Annotated in this window: 15 protein-coding genes and 1 pseudogene; 13 read left to right on the top strand and 3 right to left on the bottom strand. The window is 68.8% G+C overall.

The window, feature by feature from the left end:
• Positions 1–23 precede the first annotated feature (23 nt).
• Genes rapZ through ABIS05_RS04220 form a run of 3 tightly spaced genes read right to left on the bottom strand, consistent with a single transcriptional unit; the run spans position 24 to position 3,518 of the window.
• Positions 24–938 carry an RNase adapter RapZ gene (gene rapZ / locus ABIS05_RS04230; RefSeq protein ID WP_407074899.1) on the bottom strand — a complete coding sequence of 305 codons (915 nt, stop codon included), beginning with the start codon at positions 936–938 and terminating at the stop codon, positions 24–26.
• Positions 935–2,632, bottom strand: a complete 1,698-nt coding sequence (gene recN / locus ABIS05_RS04225; protein WP_348013855.1) for a DNA repair protein RecN — start codon at positions 2,630–2,632, stop codon at positions 935–937. The genes rapZ and recN overlap by 4 nt, the downstream gene beginning before the upstream one ends.
• A 19-nt stretch (positions 2,633–2,651) precedes the next feature.
• Positions 2,652–3,518 (bottom strand): NAD kinase, encoded by an 867-nt coding sequence (locus ABIS05_RS04220; RefSeq protein ID WP_348013854.1) that lies wholly within the window; start codon positions 3,516–3,518, stop codon positions 2,652–2,654.
• Positions 3,519–3,698: 180 nt separating this feature from the next.
• Here ABIS05_RS04220 and hrcA point away from each other — a divergent pair, with 180 nt between their 5' ends.
• The 13 genes and pseudogenes from hrcA to ABIS05_RS04155 form a co-directional block, all read left to right on the top strand.
• Positions 3,699–4,706: a heat-inducible transcriptional repressor HrcA gene (gene hrcA / locus ABIS05_RS04215; RefSeq protein WP_348013853.1), complete on the top strand. Its 1,008-nt coding sequence runs from the start codon at positions 3,699–3,701 to the stop codon at positions 4,704–4,706.
• A gap of 396 nt (positions 4,707–5,102) precedes the next feature.
• Positions 5,103–6,261 (top strand): annotated as a pseudogene (locus ABIS05_RS04210) (YhcG family protein).
• A 79-nt stretch (positions 6,262–6,340) separates the two neighbouring features.
• On the top strand, positions 6,341–6,886 hold the full coding sequence (locus ABIS05_RS04205) for a hypothetical protein (protein WP_348013852.1): 546 nt from the start codon (positions 6,341–6,343) through the stop codon (positions 6,884–6,886).
• Positions 6,879–8,240 carry a TOTE conflict system archaeo-eukaryotic primase domain-containing protein gene (locus tag ABIS05_RS04200; protein ID WP_348013851.1) on the top strand — a complete coding sequence of 454 codons (1,362 nt, stop codon included), beginning with the start codon at positions 6,879–6,881 and terminating at the stop codon, positions 8,238–8,240. The genes ABIS05_RS04205 and ABIS05_RS04200 overlap by 8 nt, the downstream gene beginning before the upstream one ends.
• Positions 8,234–9,364, top strand: a complete 1,131-nt coding sequence (locus ABIS05_RS04195; protein WP_348013902.1) for a DEAD/DEAH box helicase — start codon at positions 8,234–8,236, stop codon at positions 9,362–9,364. Before ABIS05_RS04200 ends, ABIS05_RS04195 begins: the two co-directional genes overlap by 7 nt.
• Positions 9,361–9,498, top strand: a complete 138-nt coding sequence (locus tag ABIS05_RS04190) for a hypothetical protein (RefSeq protein WP_348013850.1) — start codon at positions 9,361–9,363, stop codon at positions 9,496–9,498. Before ABIS05_RS04195 ends, ABIS05_RS04190 begins: the two co-directional genes overlap by 4 nt.
• 349 nt (positions 9,499–9,847) lie before the next feature.
• Positions 9,848–11,521: an ATP-binding cassette domain-containing protein gene (locus tag ABIS05_RS04185; RefSeq protein WP_348013849.1), complete on the top strand. Its 1,674-nt coding sequence runs from the start codon at positions 9,848–9,850 to the stop codon at positions 11,519–11,521.
• A gap of 13 nt (positions 11,522–11,534) precedes the next feature.
• On the top strand, positions 11,535–12,932 hold the full coding sequence (locus tag ABIS05_RS04180; RefSeq protein ID WP_348013848.1) for a TolC family protein: 1,398 nt from the start codon (positions 11,535–11,537) through the stop codon (positions 12,930–12,932).
• A gap of 169 nt (positions 12,933–13,101) precedes the next feature.
• Positions 13,102–13,758, top strand: a complete 657-nt coding sequence (locus tag ABIS05_RS04175) for a hypothetical protein (protein ID WP_348013847.1) — start codon at positions 13,102–13,104, stop codon at positions 13,756–13,758.
• Positions 13,755–15,083: an HlyD family type I secretion periplasmic adaptor subunit gene (locus tag ABIS05_RS04170; protein ID WP_348013846.1), complete on the top strand. Its 1,329-nt coding sequence runs from the start codon at positions 13,755–13,757 to the stop codon at positions 15,081–15,083. Before ABIS05_RS04175 ends, ABIS05_RS04170 begins: the two co-directional genes overlap by 4 nt.
• A 172-nt stretch (positions 15,084–15,255) precedes the next feature.
• On the top strand, positions 15,256–16,602 hold the full coding sequence (locus ABIS05_RS04165; RefSeq protein ID WP_348013845.1) for a hypothetical protein: 1,347 nt from the start codon (positions 15,256–15,258) through the stop codon (positions 16,600–16,602).
• The gene (locus ABIS05_RS04160; RefSeq protein WP_348013844.1) at positions 16,599–17,432 is read left to right on the top strand and encodes an HDOD domain-containing protein; all 834 of its coding nucleotides are present in this window, start codon (positions 16,599–16,601) and stop codon (positions 17,430–17,432) included. Before ABIS05_RS04165 ends, ABIS05_RS04160 begins: the two co-directional genes overlap by 4 nt.
• 22 nt (positions 17,433–17,454) lie before the next feature.
• A partial coding sequence (locus tag ABIS05_RS04155) for an EAL domain-containing protein (RefSeq protein ID WP_348013843.1) occupies positions 17,455–19,021 on the top strand: 1,567 nt, incomplete at its 3' end.

Here is a 19,021-nt window from a genome sequence, read left to right as displayed (position 1 = left end):
GGCCCGAACACCCGGCTTGAGTGTCAGCGTGCGTCGAGTTCGCGGTGCCGCTTGAGCACGTGGCCGTGGTGGCCGAACTGCCTTGACAGCATCTCGACGAGATAGACCGAGCGGTGCTGGCCGCCGGTGCAGCCGATGGCGACGGTGAGGTAGCTGCGCTGGTCGGCCGCGAAGTTTGGCAGCCAGCGCGACAGGAAGCCGGCGATCTGGCCCATCATCATCCCGACCTCGGGCTGGGCCGCCAGATAGGCCGCCACCGGCGCGTCGCGGCCGGTCAGCGGCCGCAGCTCGCGGTCGTAGTAGGGGTTGGGCAGCACGCGCACGTCGAAGACGAAATCCGCGTCGCTGGGCACGCCGCGCTTGAAGGCGAAGCTCTCGAACACCAGCGTCAATTTGCTGCTGGCGTCGGGGCCGACCAGGTCGGCCAGCCAGGCGCGCAGCTGCGCGGGGCGCAGCTGGCTCGTGTCGATGACGGTGGACTCGGCCTTGAGCCCGCTCATCAGTTCGCGTTCCAGCTGGATGGCGTCCAGCAGCAGGCGGTGGCTGTCTTCGGCTGCGCCGCCCAGCGAACCGGAGCCGGTGTCGCGGCCCTGGCGCAGCGGGTGGGGGCGGCGCGTTTCGGAAAAGCGGCGCATCAGCGCCTCGTCGCTGGCATCCAGGAAGATGGAGCGCACCTGCACACCGCCGGCGCGCAACTCCTTCAGCAGCGGCAGCATCAGCGGCAGCGAGTCGGCCGAGCGCACGTCCACGGCAATGGCGACACGGCGTTCGCCGCGCTGCGCTTCGAGTTTGAGGAAGTCCAGCAACAGCTCGGCTGGCAGGTTGTCCACGCAGAAGTAGCCGGCGTCTTCCAGCGCATGCATGGCCACGGATTTGCCGCCGCCGGACATGCCGGTCAGCAGCACGACATCGCCCTGCAGCTCTTGGCCCAAGCTCATGATCTGGCCTTCTTCGACTTGGCTGTGGAGGTGGAGGCCGCCAGCATCTCCTGCGCGTGAGCGAGGCTGGTGGACGACAGCCGTTCGCCACCCAGCATGCGGGCAATTTCGGCGACTCGGCTTTCGCCTGCAACCGGCGATACGCGGCTGGCGGTGGCGCCATCTTGCAGGCTCTTGGAGACGACGAGATGACGGTCGGCGCAGGCGGCCACCTGCGGCAGGTGGGTCACGGCCAGCACCTGCCGCTCGCGGCCCAGCTGCTTCATCAGCCGGCCCACCGTCTCGGCCACGGCGCCGCCGATGCCGACATCGATCTCGTCAAAGATCAGCGTGCCCGGCGCCTGGCCGTTGCTGTCGGCGTTGGCAGCCTGGCTGGCCGTCACGGAGATGGCCAGCGCGATGCGCGACAGCTCACCGCCCGACGCCACCTTGGCCAGCGGCCGCGGCGTGCTGCCGGCGTGGCCGGCCACGAGGAATTCGGCGGACTCGGCGCCGTAGCTCTGCGGCTCGGCGGCCGGCTGCAGCACGATGTCGAACAGGCCGCCGGCCATGCCGAGCTGCTGCATCGCCGCGGTGACGGCCGATGCGAGCTGGGGCGCGGCCTTGCGGCGGGCGCGGCTGGCGGCCTGGGCCTGGGCGTCGAAGGCCTTGCGCGCGGCGGCCAGGGCGGCTTCAAGCTGGGCCGGGTCGCTGGCGGCATTCAGTGCGGCAAGTTCGTCGCGCCATTGCGTGAGCAGTGCGGGCAGTTCGGGCGGCTGGCGGCGGTAGCGGCGGGCCAGCGTCACCCACGCCGAGACGCGCTCGTCCAGCTCGCCCAGGCGGGCCGGGTCGAGGTCGGTCTTGTGCAGATAGCCGGCCAGCGTGTGGCTGGCGTCCTGCAGCTGGGCCTGCACATCGCGCAGGGCCTGCACGGCGGGCAGCAGGCGGGCGTCGTGGTCCAGCACGCGCTCCAGCTGGTCCAGCGCGCCACTGGCGAGCGACTGGGCGCTGGGCTCGGCGTCGTCCAGCGCGTCCAGCGCCGAGCGTGCCGCGTCGAGCAGCGACTGCCCGTGCGACAGGCGCTGGTGTTCGGCGTTCAGTTCGTCCCACTCGCCGTCGACCGGCGCCAGGCTGTCCAGCTCGCCGATCTGCCAGGCCAGGCGCTCACGCTCGCGCTGGGCGTCGGCCTGCAGTGCTTGCGCCTTGTTCAGCGCCTCGGCGGCCTGCTTCCAGGCGGCGTAGGCGCGGGCCAGCGGCGCGGTGTCCAGGCCGGCAAAGCCGTCCAGCAGCTCGCGCACGGCGGCCGGGCGGGTCAGGCCTTGCCAGGCATGCTGGCCGTGGATGTCGAGCAGATGGTCGGCCAGCTCGCGCAACTGCGTCAGCGTGGCCGCGCCGCCGTTGATCCAAGCGCGGCTCTTTCCCGCAGCGTCGATGACACGACGCAGCAGCAGGGTGTCGTCGGTATCGAAACCGGCTTCGTCCAGCCAGCCGCGCAGATGCGCCGGCGTGTCGAACTCCGCCGTGATCTCGGCCTTGGCCGCGCCTTCGCGCACGACGCCCGCCTCACCCCGGCCGCCCAGGGCCAGTTGCAGCGCGTCGATGAGGATGGACTTGCCCGCGCCGGTCTCGCCGGTCAGCACGGCGAAGCCCGGCTCGAAATCGAGTTCGAGGACCGGGACGATGACGAAGTCCTTGAGACTGAGGTGCCGCAGCATGGTGGGGTTCGGGAAAAGGCTACAGGTACCAGCGAAGCTTGCGACGCAGCGTCGCGTAATAGCTCCAGCCCTTGGGGTGCAGGAAGCGGACCTGATGCTGGCTGCGCCGCACGGTGATGCGGTCGCCGTGCAGCAGGCTGGCCAGGCTTTGCATGTCGAAGTTCACCGACACGTCGCGCCCGGCCAGAATTTCCAGGCTGACTTCGCCCAGGTCGGGCAGCACGATGGGTCGGTTAGACAGCGTGTGCGGGGCAATCGGCACCAGCAGCCAGCCGGCGATGCTGGGGTGCATGAGCGGGCCGCCGGCCGACAGCGCATAGGCCGTGGAGCCGGTGGGCGAGGCGACGATGAGGCCGTCGGCACGCATGTTGGCGACGAACTGGTCGCCGACGTCGACCTTCAGCTCCACCATGCCCGCCGTGCCGCCGCGGCTGACGACGACGTCGTTGAGCGCCAGGCCCGAGAAGATGGTTTCGCCGTCGCGCAGCACGGCGCCTTCCAGCATCGCGCGCGACTCCACCTCGTAGTCGCCGGCCAGCACGGGCGCCAGCGATTCGCGCCAGCGTTCGATGGGGATGTCGGTGATGAAGCCCAGCCGCCCCTGGTTGATGCCCAGCAGCGGCACGCCGTAGCGCGCCATCTCGCGCGCAAAGCCCAGCATGGTGCCGTCGCCGCCGACGACGACGGCCAGGTCGCAGGCCTTGCCGAGTTGGTCGTGGGAGAGGGCGTCATAGTCGGTCAGCCCGGTGTTGAGCGCCGTTTCCGCTTCGAGCGAAACCTCGAGCCCGTTGCTGCACAAAAATTGGGCAATCTCCTCCAGCACCGGCCTGATGCCCGGCGCTTGATGTTTGCCCACGATGGCGACATGTCTGAAGCGCTCGGCCATGCGGCAAATTACACCACAGGGGTATCGCCTCTCCGTGGAGGAAAGGGGCCAGTTCTCAGTCAGTTGGAGCCAGAGCTACTCGCTGCGCTCGGGCGGTCTGGCACGCAAGCTTTAGTCAGTTGGAGCCAGAGCTACTCGCTACGCTCGGGCGGTCTGGCACGCAAGCCATAAGATTGACCCATGCTCGACGAGCGATCCAAATCCCTGCTGAAAACCCTGGTTGAACGCTACATCGCGGACGGTCAACCCGTGGGTTCGCGCACGCTGTCCAAGGCCTCCGGCCTGGAACTCAGCGCGGCGACCATCCGCAATGTGATGGCCGACCTGGAAGAACTCGGCCTCATCGCCAGCCCGCACACCAGCGCGGGCCGCATTCCCACGGCGCGCGGCTACCGCCTGTTTGTCGACACCATGCTGACGGCCCAGCCCGCCCTCATTGGCGTCGAGACGAACCGCCTGCAGCCGGACCAGCCCCAGCGCGTCATCGCCAGCGCCGCGCAGATGCTGTCCAACCTGTCGAGCTTCGTCGGTGTGGTCACGTCGCCCAAGAAGCCCAGTGTCTTCCACCACATCGAGTTCCTGCGCCTGGGCGAGCGGCGCGTGCTGGTCATCCTCGTCTCGCCGGATGGCGACGTGCAGAACCGCGTCATCTTCACGGCACAAGACCTGACCCAGAGCGAACTGGCCGAAGCCAGCAAACGCCTGAATGCCGGCTACGCGGGCCTGACGCTGGAAGGCGTGCGCGAACGCCTGCGCGGCGAAGTCGACGAGCTGCGCGGCGAGATCGCCCAGCTGATGAGCGCGGCCGTCAAGGTCGGCACCGAGGCCATGGAGCAGCAGGACGAACAGATGGTCGTCTCCGGCGAACGCAACCTGCTGACCGTGCAGGACTTCAGCCACGACATGGGTAGCCTGCGCCGCCTCTTCGACCTGTTCGAAGAGAAGACGCAGCTGATGCGCCTGCTCGACACATCCAGCCGCGCCGAGGGCGTGCGCATCTACATCGGCGGCGAGAGCAAGGTCGTGCCCTACGAGGAGCTGTCCATCGTGTCGGCGCCTTACGAAGTGGATGGCCAGATCGTCGGCACGCTCGGCGTCATCGGCCCCACGCGCATGGCCTACGACCGCATGATCCAGATCGTCGACATCACGTCGCGCATGGTTGGGCAGGCGCTCAGTCAACGCTGATTAGGCTGTTCAGGCGACGATTAGAATCCGCCCCTTCTTCCAGACAAGGGAGTTGTTGTTCAGTGGGCCGTTAGCTCAGTTGGTTAGAGCAGAGGACTCATAGCGAAAGTTGTGCACCGGGCGGCGAAAGCGCCCGCGTGAATGGCGTCAAATTCGGCGAAACCTGACGGCCGCAAGGCACAAGGCAACGCCGAGCCAAGCCCCGCGAGGGGAAGGTGTAGAGACTAGACGGCGCCCGCCTACCGGCCTCACGGCCCATGGCGAAGGCATAGTCCAGGGAGTCCAGAAATGGGCACAAACCGGAATCCTTTGGTCGCAGGTTCAAGTCCTGCACGGCCTACCACTAGACAACAGCCTGGGAGAGTGCGTGAGACGCGACTGGGACGAGGTGCAGGCATGAGCGAACTCGCTCCCGGCAGCGCCGATGCACAGCCGGGCTACAGCGGCATCCATGGCGACATCGTCAGCCTGCTGGAGGCGGCCCGCCATGCAGCCGCCCGCAGCGTCAACGCGTTGATGACGGCGAGCTACTGGGAGATCGGCCGGCGTATCGTTGAGTTTGAGCAGGGCGGGCGGGAGCGGGCGGTTTACGGCGAAGACCTGATCAAGCGCCTGGGCGGCGACCTGACTCGGCGGTTCGGGCGCGGCTTTGGCTGGCGCAACCTGGCGCAGATGCGCAGCTTCCTACCTGGCTTGGCCTGCCGACCAGATTTTGCAGACGCTGTCTGCAAAATCTGGTCGGCAAATTCTCCAGGCGGCGTCCGGAGAATCGCCTGACCTACCCAACCTGGCTTCACTGGCCCAGGCCTTCCCGCTGCCGTGGTCAGCCTATGTCCGCCTGCTCTCGGTCAAATCCGACGCGGCGCGCGCTTTCTATGAAACCGAAGCCCTGCGCTGCGGCTGGAGCGTGCGACAGCTCGACCGCCAGGTCAACAGCCAGTTCTATGAGCGCCTCGCCCTGTCGCGCAACAAGGCCGCCATGCTGCAAAAGGCAGAAGCGGCCGAGCCCGGCGATGCCGTCACGCCCGAACAAGCGCTGAAAGACCCCTTCGTCCTGGAGTTCCTCAACCTCAAGGACGAATACTCCGAGTCCGACCTGGAAGGCGCGCTGATCCAGCACCTGGCCGACTTTCTGCTGGAGCTCGGCGACGACTTCGCCTTCGTGAGCCGGCAGCGCCGCCTGCGTATCGACGACAGCTGGTTCCGCGTCGATCTGCTGTTCTTCCACCGCCGGCTCAAGTGTCTCGTGGTCATCGATCTGAAAGTCGGCAAATTCAGCTATGCCGATGCCGGCCAGATGCACCTCTACCTGAACTACGCCCGCGAGCACTGGATGAAGCCCGGCGAGAACCCGCCGGTCGGTCTGATCCTGTGTGCCGAGAAGGGCGCTGCCGAGGCGCGTTACGCGCTGGAGGGCTTGCCCAACACCGTGCTGGCGGCGGAGTATCAAACCGTCCTGCCCGATGAGAAGTTGCTGGCGGACGAGCTGGACAGGACGCGGCGGGAACTGGATGCGCGGCGCGCCGGCGGGGACGATGCGGAGGCTGGGCAATGAAGGCCAACGCCACGCTGTACCGAGTGTCCGCACTCCCCTGAACCGGGTCGCACTGACCCTCTGGACCCCCACCACCCACATGGCAAAGACGAAGGCAACCTCCTCCTGGATCGACGTCAAGGCGCAGCTCGCCCACCTCGACCGCGCCGGCCTGCTCGGCCTGCTGCAAGACCTCTACGCCGCCAGCAAGGACAACCAGGCTTTTCTGCACGCGCGGCTGCAGCTGGGCGCCGACGTGCTCAAGCCCTACAAGGCCACGATCGACCGCTGGCTGTGGCCCGATGTGTTCAAGAACCAGGACACCTCGGTGGCCAAGGCCAAGAAGGCCATCGCGGACTACAAGAAGGCTTCGGGCACGGCCGTCGGGCTGGCAGAGTTGATGGTGTTCTATTGCGAGCGTGCCTCGGGCTTCAGCGGCGATGTGGGCATGGACGACGAGACCTATCTGGGTGCGTTGGTGCGCATGTTCGAGCAGGCCTTGAAGGCTGTCACCTCCTTGCCACCCACACAGCAAGACCCGCTGTTGACGCGGCTGGAAGTCGTTCAGGATCGCTGCCAAGACATCGGTTACGGCGTGGGCGACGACATCGCCGAACTGTTCGCTGAGCACGGAGGCAATGGCTGAGCGCGAAAACCTCCGGGCGCTGCAAGCCGAGAACGCTCGGCTGGTGGCGCTGCTGGAGTCGCACGGCATCGCATGGCGCCCGACACCCGCAGCGGTACCGCTGCCCTCGCTGACCATCGCCACGCAGGCACACTCCCCTGCGCCCACGCCACCCACACCGCAGGCTCCGCGTGCCAGCCTGTCGACGGCCGACAAGGTGGCCTTGTTCCGTCGGCTCTTCAGGGGCCGAACCGATGTCTATCCCGTCCGCTGGGAGGGTAAGACCTCGGGCAAGTCGGGCTACGCGCCGGCTTGTGCCAACGAGTGGCGCGCGGGCGTTTGCGAGAAGCCGCGCATCAAGTGCGGGGACTGCGGCCAGCGGCTGCTGGTGCGGCTGACGGATGCTGTGATCTACAACCACCTGGCCGGCAAGCAAACGGTGGGCGTCTATCCGCTGCTCGAAGATGACACCTGCTACTTCCTGGCGGTCGATTTCGATGAGGCGGACTGGCCACAGGACGCCCAGGCGTTCATGCAGTCTTGCGATGAACTGGGCGTACCGGCAGCGCTTGAGATTTCGCGCTCGGGCCAGGGCGCACACGCCTGGGTGTTCTTCGCAGGGCGCGTGTCGGCGCGCGATGCGCGCCGCCTGGGCACCGCCCTCATCAGCCACACCTGCGCGCGCACCCGACAGCTCAAGCTGGGGTCTTACGACCGCTTGTTTCCCAACCAGGATTCGATGCCCAAAGGAGGATTCGGCAACCTGATCGCCCTGCCGCTGCAGAAGCACCCGCGGGAAAACGGTTGCAGCGTATTTGTGAATGCCGCGCTGCAGCCGCACGGCGACCAGTGGGCGTATCTCGAGTCGATCCAGCCTCTGGCGCCACACGACATCGAGCCCACCATCCTGCGTGCCACGGGCGGTACCCACCCGCTGGACGTGACGTTCATCGACGACGAGGACTTGGCCGCGCCCTGGAAGCGCCCCGTCAACACGTCCGCCAAGCTGCCGGGTGCCATGCCGCAGTCCTTAACAGTGACGTTGGCCAACCTCATCTACTTCGAGAAGAGTGCGCTGCCGCAGGCGCTGGCGAATCGGCTGATCCGGCTGGCGGCCTTTCAGAACCCCGCGTTCTACAAGGCTCAGGCCATGCGCATGTCGGTGTGGGACAAGCCTCGCGTTGTCGGCAATGCCGAGAACTACCCGCAGCACATCGCCTTGCCACGCGGTTGTCTTGACGCTGCGCTGGGCTTGCTGAAGGACAACGGCATCCGCTGCGACCTGCAGACGAGCGATTCGCCGGTGAGCCCATCCAAACCGCCTTCGTCGGCAACCTGCGGCCGGATCAGGAAATGGCCGTGGCCGCCATGCTGAAGCACGACGCCGGCGTACTGTGTGCGCCCACTGCGTTCGGCAAGACCGTGACGGCGGCGGCCCTCATCGCCCGGCGCGGCGTGAACACGCTGGTGCTGGTCCACCGCACCGAGCTGTTGAAGCAGTGGCAAGAGCGGCTGCAAGCCTTTCTCGACGTTGGCAAGGGGGTGGTCGGCACCATCGGCGGCGGCAAAGCCAAACCCACGGGCAAGATCGACATCGCCGTGATGCAGTCGCTGTCGCGACAGGGCGAGGTGAACGCACGGGTCGAAAGCTACGGCCAGATCATCGTGGACGAGTGCCACCACGTTGGCGCCGCGTCATTCGATGCCCTCCTCAAACGAACCAAGGCGAAGTTCGTGCTGGGCCTGACCGCCACGCCGATCCGCCGCGATGGCCTGCAGCCCATCATCTTCATGCAGTGCGGGCCCATCCGGCACACGGCAGCCCGGCCGGTCTGCGCACCGCATGACCTGGCGGTGTGGCCACGATCACGCCTTGCCCGCATCGACTTGGGCGCCACTGCGGGCATTCAAGACGTGTTCAAACACCTGGCCAATGACCTGGCCCGCACCGAAGCCATCGCCGCAGAAGCTGCGGCGGCGTTCGAACAAGGCCGCAAAGTGCTGGTGCTGACCGAGCGCACCGAGCACCTCGATGCGATCCAGCAAGCCCTGGCCGCACACGCGCCATCACCCTTCGTGTTGCACGGGCGGATGTCGAAGAAGCGGCGAGCCGCCCTCATTGCCGCACTGGACGCACTGCCACCCAACGAGCCGCGCATCTTGCTGGCCAGCGGCAAGCTGGTCGGCGAAGGGTTCGACCACCCGCCACTCGACACCCTGGTGCTGGCCATGCCGGTGTCCTGGAAAGGCACGCTGCAGCAGTACGCTGGCCGCCTGCACCGTGAGCACGCCAGCAAGGCCGACGTGCGGATCATCGACTTCGTTGATACCGGACACCCGGCGCTGCTGCGGATGTGGGACAAGCGACAGCGGGGCTACCGCGCCATGGGATATCGCATGGGCATTGAGATCTGCGGCGATGACGGGGTGCGGCCGCTTGCCGACGGAGTGCCCAGCCAATCATCGGAGCAACCGATACAACAGGCATTCCTGACATGAGCCGGTTCACCCCGAACTTCTTCAGAGCCGCTCAGGTCATCGCTGCGGCCGACAAGTTCAAGCAGCGCTGCCTGCTGGATCAGGAGCCGCTGATGCTGAATGTCTGCCTGGGGACCTCGGAGCATTTCCGTTGATCGACAACTATGTCCAACACGGCCTACCAAACTCCCCGTTTGGTATTGGTGGTTTGCGATGCGCAAGCCGTTTGGCGCCCGGCTTCCAGCCCTGGCGCCGCAGCGAAAAACCCAGTTCTGCGCATGCGTAACAGCCAGCCCGCCGTCCTACAAGTTGGCAACTGCAAGGGTTTTGACTGGTATTCCCGGCGATGGCGAGCTTTTATCGATGGCTATCATTTATTGGCTAGTCAATTAAGCCCCTTTTCCTAATTCCCGCCTGGTCTGCCCTTCGCCAGCGTGAGGTACGAGTTGCTACCGACGCATGCGTGAATCGATTCTTCTGTTTCTCCGCGCGAACCGGCGGCACTTGCTGGATCTGGGTCTGGCCAGCCTGCTCGTCAACGCCTTCGTGCTGACGTTGCCGCTGTTCTCGATGCTGGTCTATGACAAGGCCGTCGGCAACGAGTTGCACGAGACGCTGTGGGCGCTGGCGCTCGGGATGGTGCTGCTGTTCGCGCTGGAGCTGGTGCTGCGCTTTTCCCGCGTGATGCTGGTGGAGCATGCCGGCGCGCGCTGGGACATGCATCTGGACGAACGCCTGCTGCGTGGCGTGCTGGCCGCGCCGGCGAGCAAGCCGCTGGCGGTGGGCACGCTGCTGGCGCGCTACCGCGAACTCGGGTCGACGCGCGATGTGCTGTCTGCCCAATTCCTGTTGCCGCTGGCCGACGTGCCCTTCGCGCTGATCTTCGCCGTCGTGCTGGCCGTCATCGCCGGCCCGCTGGTGCTGATTCCGCTCGGCTTCGGTGCGCTGCTGTTGATGACGGGTGGCGTGCTGCAGGCCGCCGCCGCGCGCCGTTCGCGGGTGGCCACGCAGGCGTCGGGCACCAAGCTGTCGTGGTTGGTGGACGTGCTGATGGCGCGCGAAAGCCTCATGTCCGTCGCCGCCGCCCGCGTGGCCGAGCGCGGTCTGCGCGAGCCCTCGGCCATCTCGGCGCGGGCGGCAGCGCGGGCTCGCGTGTGGCAGCAGGTCAGCCAGCAGCTGCTGCCCGTGGGCATGTCGGCCTGCACGGTGCTGACGCTGGTGGCCGGTGTCTACCGCATCGAAGCCCAGGCGCTCAGCGTCGGCGGGCTCATCTCCACGACGATGCTGGGCGGCCGCCTCGTCAGCTCCATCTGCCTGTTCGCGCCGGTAATGCTGCGCTGGCAGGAGTTCATGCGCGCGCTGCGTGACATGGGCCATACGGTGGCGCTGGACGCGGCGACCCTGCCCGACCGCGAGGCCGGCGGCCCGCTCGGGTCTGCCGCTGCCGAAGGCGTGCGCCTGGCCGGTGTCGGCTTTGCCTACCCGGACCGGCCGCCCGTGCTGGCCGATTTGAGCGTGACGCTGAAGCCGGGCGAGCTGGTCGCCGTCGTCGGCAGCTCGGGCGCCGGCAAGTCGACGCTGCTCAAGCTGCTCGCAGGGCATGTGGTGCCGACCTCGGGCCAGTTCGCACTGGGTGGCCGCGTCGTGCAGGACGACCTGACCCGCCGCTGGCTGGCCGGTGCCGTCGCCTACAAGCCGCAGGAGCCGGGCTTCCTGGCCGGCGCTTTGCAGGACGTCGTCGCCCCGGGCGAGAACGGCCAGCGTGAGGCCGAGTTGCTGCGCACCTTGCGCGTCGCTGGCCTGGGCCCGCAGCTGGACCGTGGCGAGCTGGGCCTGAACACCGAGCTGGGTTCCAACGGCGCCGGGCTGTCGGGCGGGCAGCGGCAGATGCTGGCCCTGGCGCGCGTGCTGCATCAAACATCCGACCTCGTGCTGCTGGACGAGCCCACGCTCGGCCTGGACCGCCAGGCCCAGGAAGGTTTTCTCGCGGCGCTGCCCAGCTGGCGCGACGGCCGCTGCGTCGTCGTCGCCACGCACAGCGCCGAGCTGATCCAGATCTGCGACCGCGTGCTGGTGCTGGACCGCGGCCGCCTCGTGGCCGACGCGCCGCCGCAGCGCCTGCTGGCGCCGGGCGCTGTCACCCCGCGCACGCCCGCGCCGCGCACGACGTCTGCCTGAAGGAATGCGATCCATGTCTCTCCCCTTGCGTCGCCTGAGCAGCCTGCTGCTGCTCTGCATCGCACCCGCCTGGGCCGTGGCCCAGACCGATGCGCCGGCCGCCGCCGCATCGGCGCCCATGGTCGAGGCCACCAAGCCGCGCGTCGCCAATCTCATACAGCTGCTGGGCATGCCGCCGGTGCTGCCGTTGACGGGCACCGGCCCGGCGCTGTCGCTGGGCGACGCGCTGCAGCTGGCCTGGCAGAACAGCCCCGAGGTGGCCGCCGCGCGCTACCGCGCGCTGAGCTTCGACTACACCCGCAAGGCCGCGCGCGGTGCGTTGCTGCCGAGGCTGGAGACGCGCTTCTCCGTGGGGCGTGGCCATCTGGAAACGCCGCCGGACCGCAAGGACAACCTGGGCCGCAACGACAACTCAGCCGTGCTCAGCCAGGCGCTGGTGGACGAGAGCGCGCGCTATGAGTGGACGCGCCAGGAACTGCTGGCCGCATCTGCCGATATCCAGCAGGCCGGCGTCGAGTCGCAGACGCTGCTGGACACCGGCACCGCCTGGTTCGCCGTGCTGCAGCAACGCGTGGGTGTGGAGCTTGGCCAGGGCTACGAGAAAGAGTTGAACGAGCTGCTGCGCTACATCAGCGACCGCGTGGCGGCCGGTGGCGCCAGCCCGGCCGAGCGCGAGCGCATCACGGCGCGCGTGGCCAATGTGCGCTCGGGCCTGGCCGACTCGCGCGCGGCGCTGGCGGCGGCGCTGCGCAACTTCCAGCGGCTGTCGTCGGTGACGCCGTTCGGCCTCGCGCTGGACGCGCCGATGGACCTCTACCTGCCCGTTGATGCCGACGCGGCGCTGGCCGAAGCCGACGGCGCCAACGCCGAGATCCTGTCGTCGCGGCTGGAGCAGCAGGCGGCGGAGTCCGAGCGCAAGGGCAACCGCGCCGCCTTCCTGCCGCGCCTGGCCTTGGAGGTGACGCATTCGCAGACGCGCAACGCGGCCGGCAGCGAGGCGCAGCAGCGCGACAGCAAGGCCATGCTGGTGCTGACGATGCCCCTGCTCAACGGCGGCGCCGACTACTCGCGCATGAAGGCCGCCGAGGCGCGCCGCAACGAGCTGGAGGCGCGCGGCGAGGGCGTGCGCCGCCGTGTCGTGCAGGACCTGGAAACCAGCTACGCCAACCTGAGCGCGGCGACCGAACGCTTCGCCTCCGTGCGTGACGAGCTGGACGCTAACCGCAAGGTGGTCGAAGCCTTCCGCGCTCAGCTCACCGGCGGCAATCGCCAGCTGCTGGACGTGCTGGACGCCTACCAGCGCCTGCACCAGAGCCGGTTGGACATCGTGCAGGTCGTCGTCAGCGCCGCGCAGAATGAGTGGCGCATTGCGCACCTGACCGGCGCGCTGCGCACGGTCGTGGCACGTTGAGGAGCTGACTTGAAGATCTCGTCCACGTTGGCCAGCGCGATGAACAAAGCCACAGAGGCACAGAGGCACAGAGAAATCCCGCGTTCGCGGATCTGTGGTGCCGCCTCTGTGCCTCTGTGTCTCTGTGGCTGTGTTGTGTATTCGTTCAATCACGCCGGAGAAAGCTGACATGTCAGGCGGCGGCGGCAAGGGCGGGGATTACTGGCCAGGGTTTGTGGACGCGTTGACCAATGTGGTCATCGCGATGGTGTTCGTCATCGTCGTGCTGGCGATCGCGCTGAGCTTCTCGGCGCAGATCCTGGCCAAGCGCATGGCGGCCAAGATTGCCGAGCAGCAGGCAGAGTTGGGGCGGGCGCGACAGGCGCTCATCGGGCCGGCGGCCGAGAAGGAGAAGCCGGCGGCTGGCGGCCCCCTCATCGAGACCAAGGCGCCGCAGCGTACGCGCATCGCCGTGGCCGGCAACGAGGCCGCGCTCGCCGCGAGTGCGGCCACCGCCAAGGTCAAGCCGGTCGACCGCTACCTGCAACTGGATTTCGCACCGGGCGCGCTCACCGTCGATGCCGCCGCCGCCAAGGCCTTGGGTGAGGCGCTCGCGCCGCTTAAGCAGCGCCTGACCGAATCGCCCACGCTGCGGCTGGAGGTCGTGGCCATCGGCCCCGAGATCCACCTCAGCGAGAACCAGCGCGCCGCCTTCATCCGCGCGATGGCCGTGCGCAACGAGCTGCTCGGCCAGGGCATCGCCGGGGACCGCATCGTCACGCGCATCGACATGAATGCCAGCGCGCCCGCCGCAGCCGTGGCCGTGCGCTTGGGAGAGAAGCCATGACGACCGTGACGCGCGACGCCTCCGTAGACCTGCTGCTCGGCTATTTCGACAACACCCTCGGCCAGACGCGCCGCCTGCGCCGCCCCCGTGCGCTGATCTACGCCACCACGGCCGTCATCGCCGCGCTGGCGCTGTGGACGGCGCTTGCCAACGTCGACCTCGTCGTGCACACCCAGGGCCGCATCGTGCCGTCGGGCAAGCAGCAGCTGGTGCAGCATCTGGAGGGCGGCATCCTGTCCAAGGTCTTCGTGCACGAGGGCGACACGGTGACCGCCGGCCAGCCGCTGGTGGCGGTGTCGGACCTGCAGGCCAATTCCTCGCGCGCCGAGAAGAGCGCGCGGTTGACAGGCATGGCGGCCCGCGTGGCCCGGCTGGATGCGGAAGCCACCGGCGCGCCGCGCTTCCTGCCGCCAGCGGGTGCAGCGGCCAACGACCCGGCCGTGCGGGCCGAGTCCGAGTCCTTCGCCGCCCGCACCGCCAAGCTGGCGCAGACGGCCCGCGTGCTGGACGAGCAGGCCACGCAGCGCCGCCAGGAGGCCGCCGAAGCCGCAGCGCGCGGCAAGGGCCTGCGCGCGGAGCTGGAGGTGGCGCGCTCGCAGCTCGGCCTGGTGCAGAACATGGTCAACCGCAATGCCGGCTCGCAGAGCGAGTTGCTCGATGCACGCGGCCGTGTCGAGCGGCTGACGACGCAGATCGCCGAGAGCGAGGCCTCGTTGCCGCGCCTGGCTGCCGCCGCCGCCGAACTGGCCGCCCGCAAGGCCGAGACGGTCGCCCAGTTCCACAGCGAGGCCCGCACGGCACTGAGCGATGCGCGCGTGGAGCTGCGCCGGCTGGAGGAAGACATCAAGACCGAGAACGACCGCGTGCGCCGCACGGTGCTGACCGCGCCCGTGGCCGGCATCGTCAACAAGCTGGCGAGCAACACGGTGGGCGGTGTCGTGAAGCCCGGCGAGACGCTGGTGGAGCTGACGCCGCAGGACGACGCCCTCGTCGTCGAGACGCGCGCCTCGCCCGCCGAGCGCGGCACGCTGCGCGTCGGCCTGCCCACGCGGGTCAAGGTCGCGGCCTTCGACTACACGACCTACGGCACGCTGGAAGCGCGCGTCACCGAGATCAGTGCGGACAGCCTCGTCGACGAGCGCGGCGAGCGCTACTTCCGCGTCGTCTCTGCCGTGGACCCGGCGAGCGCGAAACGTTTTGCGCAGCCGCTGGGCCCCGGCATGAGCGTCAGCGCCGACGTCGTCACGGGCCGCCGCACCGTTCTGCAGTACCTGCTGTCGCCGATTCGCGGCATGGCCGATACCGCTTTGCGTGACAGGAAATGAAGCCCCTCGCCCACTCTCGCCCCGCTGAACGCGGCTCGCCCGGTCGGTCCCCCGAGGGGACGGCGATGCTCGCGGCATTGAGCCGCGAGCACATCGCCAGCGCGGGCCGGCTTGGGAGCGGCCCGGCGCTCGGCCCGGAATGCGCAAAGAACACTGAAATGAGATCACCGCCATGAGCGACACCCACATCGCCACCGTGTCCGAGCCGCTGCCGCCGCGAGCGCCGAGGTCGCCGCACGAGCATGGCATCGGCGTGCGTCACATCTTCTTCGTCGCGCTGCCGTTGTTCGCCATGTTGGCGGGCGCCGCGTCGATGTGGCACTTCGTGTCGTTCGCGATCATGTCCAACCCCATCCTCAACGGCATCATCATTGCCGTGCTGTGCTGGGGCATGTGGACGATGGCGGGCCACCTGATCGAGTTGTTCGCCGAGGACCGCGTCTTCCGCGCCGGCATGCGCTGGCTGCGCGAGGGCGACGCCAGCGGCGAGCAGCACCCGCGCCTGGGCCCGCCGGCCTTCGTCACCGGCATGCTGGACCGGCTGCAAAAGCTCGGCCTCGGCCACCAGGTCTACATCCACAGCTCGGCGATGGAGCCCGAAATCGAGGCGCTGGAGCAGTACCTCAACAAGCGCCAGGAGCTGAGCCAGTTCCTGGTCGGCCTGATGGTGGGCCTGGGCTTGCTGGGCACCTTCGTCGGCCTGCTGGAGACGCTGGTCGAGACGTCGAGCCTGATCGCCACCATTGCCAAGAGCGCGGGTGGCGGCGCCGACATGGAGGGCGAGTTCGCCAAGATCGTCGGCGGCCTGCAAAAGCCGCTGGCGGCCATGGGCACGGCCTTCTCGGCGTCGATGTTCGGCCTGGTCGGCTCCATCGTGCTGGGTTTCCAGATGGTGGCGGTGCGCAAGGCGGCGGGCGATGTCGTCGATGCCGTGCGCGGCCATGTGCTGTCGCTGGCCGAGAAGAGCAGCGTCAACGAGAACGTCGAGATCAGCGAGCGCTTCCTGGCCACGCTGCTGGCCGACATCCTGGAGCAGCACCGCGCGTCCACCACGGGGCTGGCCGACGTGGTGGCCCGGCTCGATCAACTCGTGCCACAGGTGGCACAAATGGCCGGCGCCTCGGCGCGGCTCACCGAGCGGCTGGAGAGCCAGGAAGCGGTGCTGGAGCGCACGACGGCCACCGTCGGCGGCGTGGGCGACGTGGTGCCGGCGATGGCGCGGTTAGCCTCGGCGGCCGAGGGCATGCTGCAGGAGAGCGGCTCGTCCAACGAGCGCGTTGCCCGCATGCTGGACTTCCTGCCCGTGCAGGAGGCCCTGGTCGGCGATGTGCGCCTGACGCTGTCGCGCGTGGCCAGCCTGGAGCGTGAGATCTCCGCGCTGACCGCCTCCAACCAGGGGCTGAAAGACGAGGTGATGCAGCAGGCCGTCCTCGTCAAGCGCATGGACTCGACGCTGTGGAACCTGGAGAAAGACCAGCTCCGCGATGCGCTGTCCGACGGCAAGGGGCCGCGCACATGAGCCTTCAGATGGACAAGGTCAGGGCTGCGGCCGGCGGGCAACTGCAACTGCCTTCGGTGCCGCGTGTCGTGCGCCGCCTCATCAGCCAGCTGCGCGAACCGGGCGCCTCCATCCTCGAACTGGTGGACGAGCTGGAGCAGGAACCCCAACTCGCCGCGCGCACGCTGCGCATCGCCAACTCGCCTTACTACTGCGGCCGCCGCAGCCTGGCCAGCCTGAAGGACGCTGTCGCCATCATCGGCACCGACACGCTGCGCACGTTGGTCATCAGCGGCGGGCTGGAGGCCGTGTTCGTCGCCGTGCCGGGCGTCAACCTGCGTCAGTTCTGGCTGGACGCGACCCTCACCGCCAAGGCCGCGCGCAGCCTGGCCCGGCTCACCGGCGCCGATGTCGAAGCGGCCTTCCTCGCTGGCCTGCTGCACAACGTCGGCCACCTGATTCTTTGCCAGGCCTTTGCCGACACACTGCCCGCCGCGCTGGCCGGCGCCCGCTCGACGCGTGGCGTGGAGCTGGCGGCCATCGAGCGCGAGGCCTGTGGGCTGGACCACGCGCAGGTCAGCGCGGCGTGGCTGGATGAGCTGGGCTTCCCAGCCTCCGTGGTCGACGCTGTCGCGCATCACCTCGACACCGAACCCGCGCCCGCCACGCTCGCGCCGGTGCTGGCGCTGGCCACGCAGGTGGCCGCCTCCATCGAGGCCGGTGACAACGCGCAGCGCGCGCTGCACAAGCTGGACACCAGCCTCGTCGCCGCCGCCTCGCTGGTGGCCGAGAACCTGGATGAGCGCTTCGGGCCGCAGTACGAGCTGATTGCGGCGGGGGGCGAGGCGTGAGCGCCGCGCTTGGGGTGCACGCATGACGATTGGCAGCGCCACACAGCGAGCCGCCGGGGCAGTGGCGGGCGGCTTCACGCTGTCGGCCATTGGCAACTGGTGGCTGCTGCATGGCGCGCTGACGCCAACCCAGCTCGGCTGGCTGCTCGTCATCCACGCCCTGGCAGCCGTGGCGACGATGGTCGGATTGCTGTTCGTCTTGCGCTGGTGGCAACGCGGTGGCGAGCCGCTGATGGGCCAGCTCGATGCCGCAGGCCAGGGCCGCATCGTCGAGCGACCGCAGGACGGCCCGGTCGAATGGGCCTCGATGTCGCGCACCATCAATGTCGCGCTGACGCGCATCAAGGCGCAGTTGGACGACCGCGACCACCGCCTGGGCGTGCTGCACGCCGAACTCTCGGTGGACCCGGTCACCCAGCTGGCCGCGCGTGCGCAGTTCATGGACCGGCTCGCGGCGCTGCTGCATGAGCCGGACGACGCCACCGGCGGCATCGTGCTGCTGCGCATCGACGACCTGGCGGGCCTGAACCAGCGCGCCGGCCGCGAGCGCGCAGACGAGTTGCTCAAGCAGGTGGCCACGCTGCTGCGCACCCGGGCGCCGCGCCTGACCGATGCCGGTGGCGTGATTGCGCGGCTGAACGGTGCCGACTTCGGGGTGCTGATGCCGCTCGTGCGGGCCGACGCCCTCGACGCCTGGACGCGCGAGCTGGCCGACGCGTTGCATGGCCTCAAGCAGCGTGAGCTGACCGACCGGCCACGCGTGGGTTGGCTGGCGGCCAGCTCCTTCCATGGCGGCGAGACGATTGGCGCGGTGATGTCGCGCGTGGACCGCGGCCTGCAGTCCGGCGAAGGCAACGATGCCGCCTGGATGATGGTGCGCGCCACCCGCACCGGCCCGACCGTGTCGCTGGCGCAATGGCGCAGCCTCATCGATGAGGCCCTCATCACCGGCCGCGTCGACCTGAGCCTGACGGCCGTGGCTTCGGCCGATGGCGCCATCGTGCACCAGCTCGCCCAGGTGCGGCTGCAGCACGCGGATGGCCGCTTCTTCGGCCCCGACGAGGTGCTGCCCGCCGCGCTGCGCACCGCGCGCATCGCCGACATCGACCTGCGCGTGGCCGAGCTGGCGCTGGCCCGGATTGCCGGCAGGGCGGATCAGGGCGACGAACTGGCCATCCGCATCTCGCCGCGCTCGGCCGAGCGGCCGACCTTCGTCAGCCGCTTCGACGAAGCGCTGGCCGGCGTGGGCGCACTTGGCGCCAGGTTGTGGGTGGAGTTCGAGACCGACGGCGAGCGCAACATCGTCAGCGTGCTCGGCCCGCTGACGACCATGCTGCAGCGCCACGGCGTGCGCATCGGCATCCGCCGCGTCGTCTCGCCGCCCGAAGACCTGGCGCTGCTGCGCCGCCTGGGCGTGGGCTATCTGCGCCTGGGGCCGAGTTTGAGCACCAACCTGGCCGGCGATGGCAGCGCGGGCAAGCGGCGGCTGCTGCAATTGATGGCGGACCTGGGCGCGTCGGAAGGCCTGCGCGTGCTGGCTGCGGACGCAGCCAGCGAGTCGGATGCGCAGCTGCTACGCGCCATCGGCA

This window comes from Roseateles sp., from assembly GCF_039929605.1.
GTDB lineage: Bacteria > Pseudomonadota > Gammaproteobacteria > Burkholderiales > Burkholderiaceae_C > Pelomonas.
The sequence above is the reverse complement of the archived record's forward strand: the minus strand, read 5'-3'. Positions and strand labels throughout refer to the sequence as shown.

Bases quoted from the DNA above. Each gene is read 5' to 3' on its own strand.
- rapZ (WP_407074899.1), bottom strand. From the start codon at position 938: ATGAGCTTGGGCCAAGAGCTGCAGGGCGATGTCGTGCTGCTGACCGGC.
- recN (WP_348013855.1), bottom strand. From the start codon at position 2,632: ATGCTGCGGCACCTCAGTCTCAAGGACTTCGTCATCGTCCCGGTCCTC.
- ABIS05_RS04220 (WP_348013854.1), bottom strand. From the start codon at position 3,518: ATGGCCGAGCGCTTCAGACATGTCGCCATCGTGGGCAAACATCAAGCG.
- hrcA (WP_348013853.1), top strand. From the start codon at position 3,699: ATGCTCGACGAGCGATCCAAATCCCTGCTGAAAACCCTGGTTGAACGC.
- ABIS05_RS04205 (WP_348013852.1), top strand. From the start codon at position 6,341: ATGGCAAAGACGAAGGCAACCTCCTCCTGGATCGACGTCAAGGCGCAG.
- ABIS05_RS04200 (WP_348013851.1), top strand. From the start codon at position 6,879: ATGGCTGAGCGCGAAAACCTCCGGGCGCTGCAAGCCGAGAACGCTCGG.
- ABIS05_RS04195 (WP_348013902.1), top strand. From the start codon at position 8,234: ATGCTGAAGCACGACGCCGGCGTACTGTGTGCGCCCACTGCGTTCGGC.
- ABIS05_RS04190 (WP_348013850.1), top strand. From the start codon at position 9,361: ATGAGCCGGTTCACCCCGAACTTCTTCAGAGCCGCTCAGGTCATCGCT.
- ABIS05_RS04180 (WP_348013848.1), top strand. From the start codon at position 11,535: ATGTCTCTCCCCTTGCGTCGCCTGAGCAGCCTGCTGCTGCTCTGCATC.
- ABIS05_RS04175 (WP_348013847.1), top strand. From the start codon at position 13,102: ATGTCAGGCGGCGGCGGCAAGGGCGGGGATTACTGGCCAGGGTTTGTG.
- ABIS05_RS04170 (WP_348013846.1), top strand. From the start codon at position 13,755: ATGACGACCGTGACGCGCGACGCCTCCGTAGACCTGCTGCTCGGCTAT.
- ABIS05_RS04165 (WP_348013845.1), top strand. From the start codon at position 15,256: ATGAGCGACACCCACATCGCCACCGTGTCCGAGCCGCTGCCGCCGCGA.
- ABIS05_RS04160 (WP_348013844.1), top strand. From the start codon at position 16,599: ATGAGCCTTCAGATGGACAAGGTCAGGGCTGCGGCCGGCGGGCAACTG.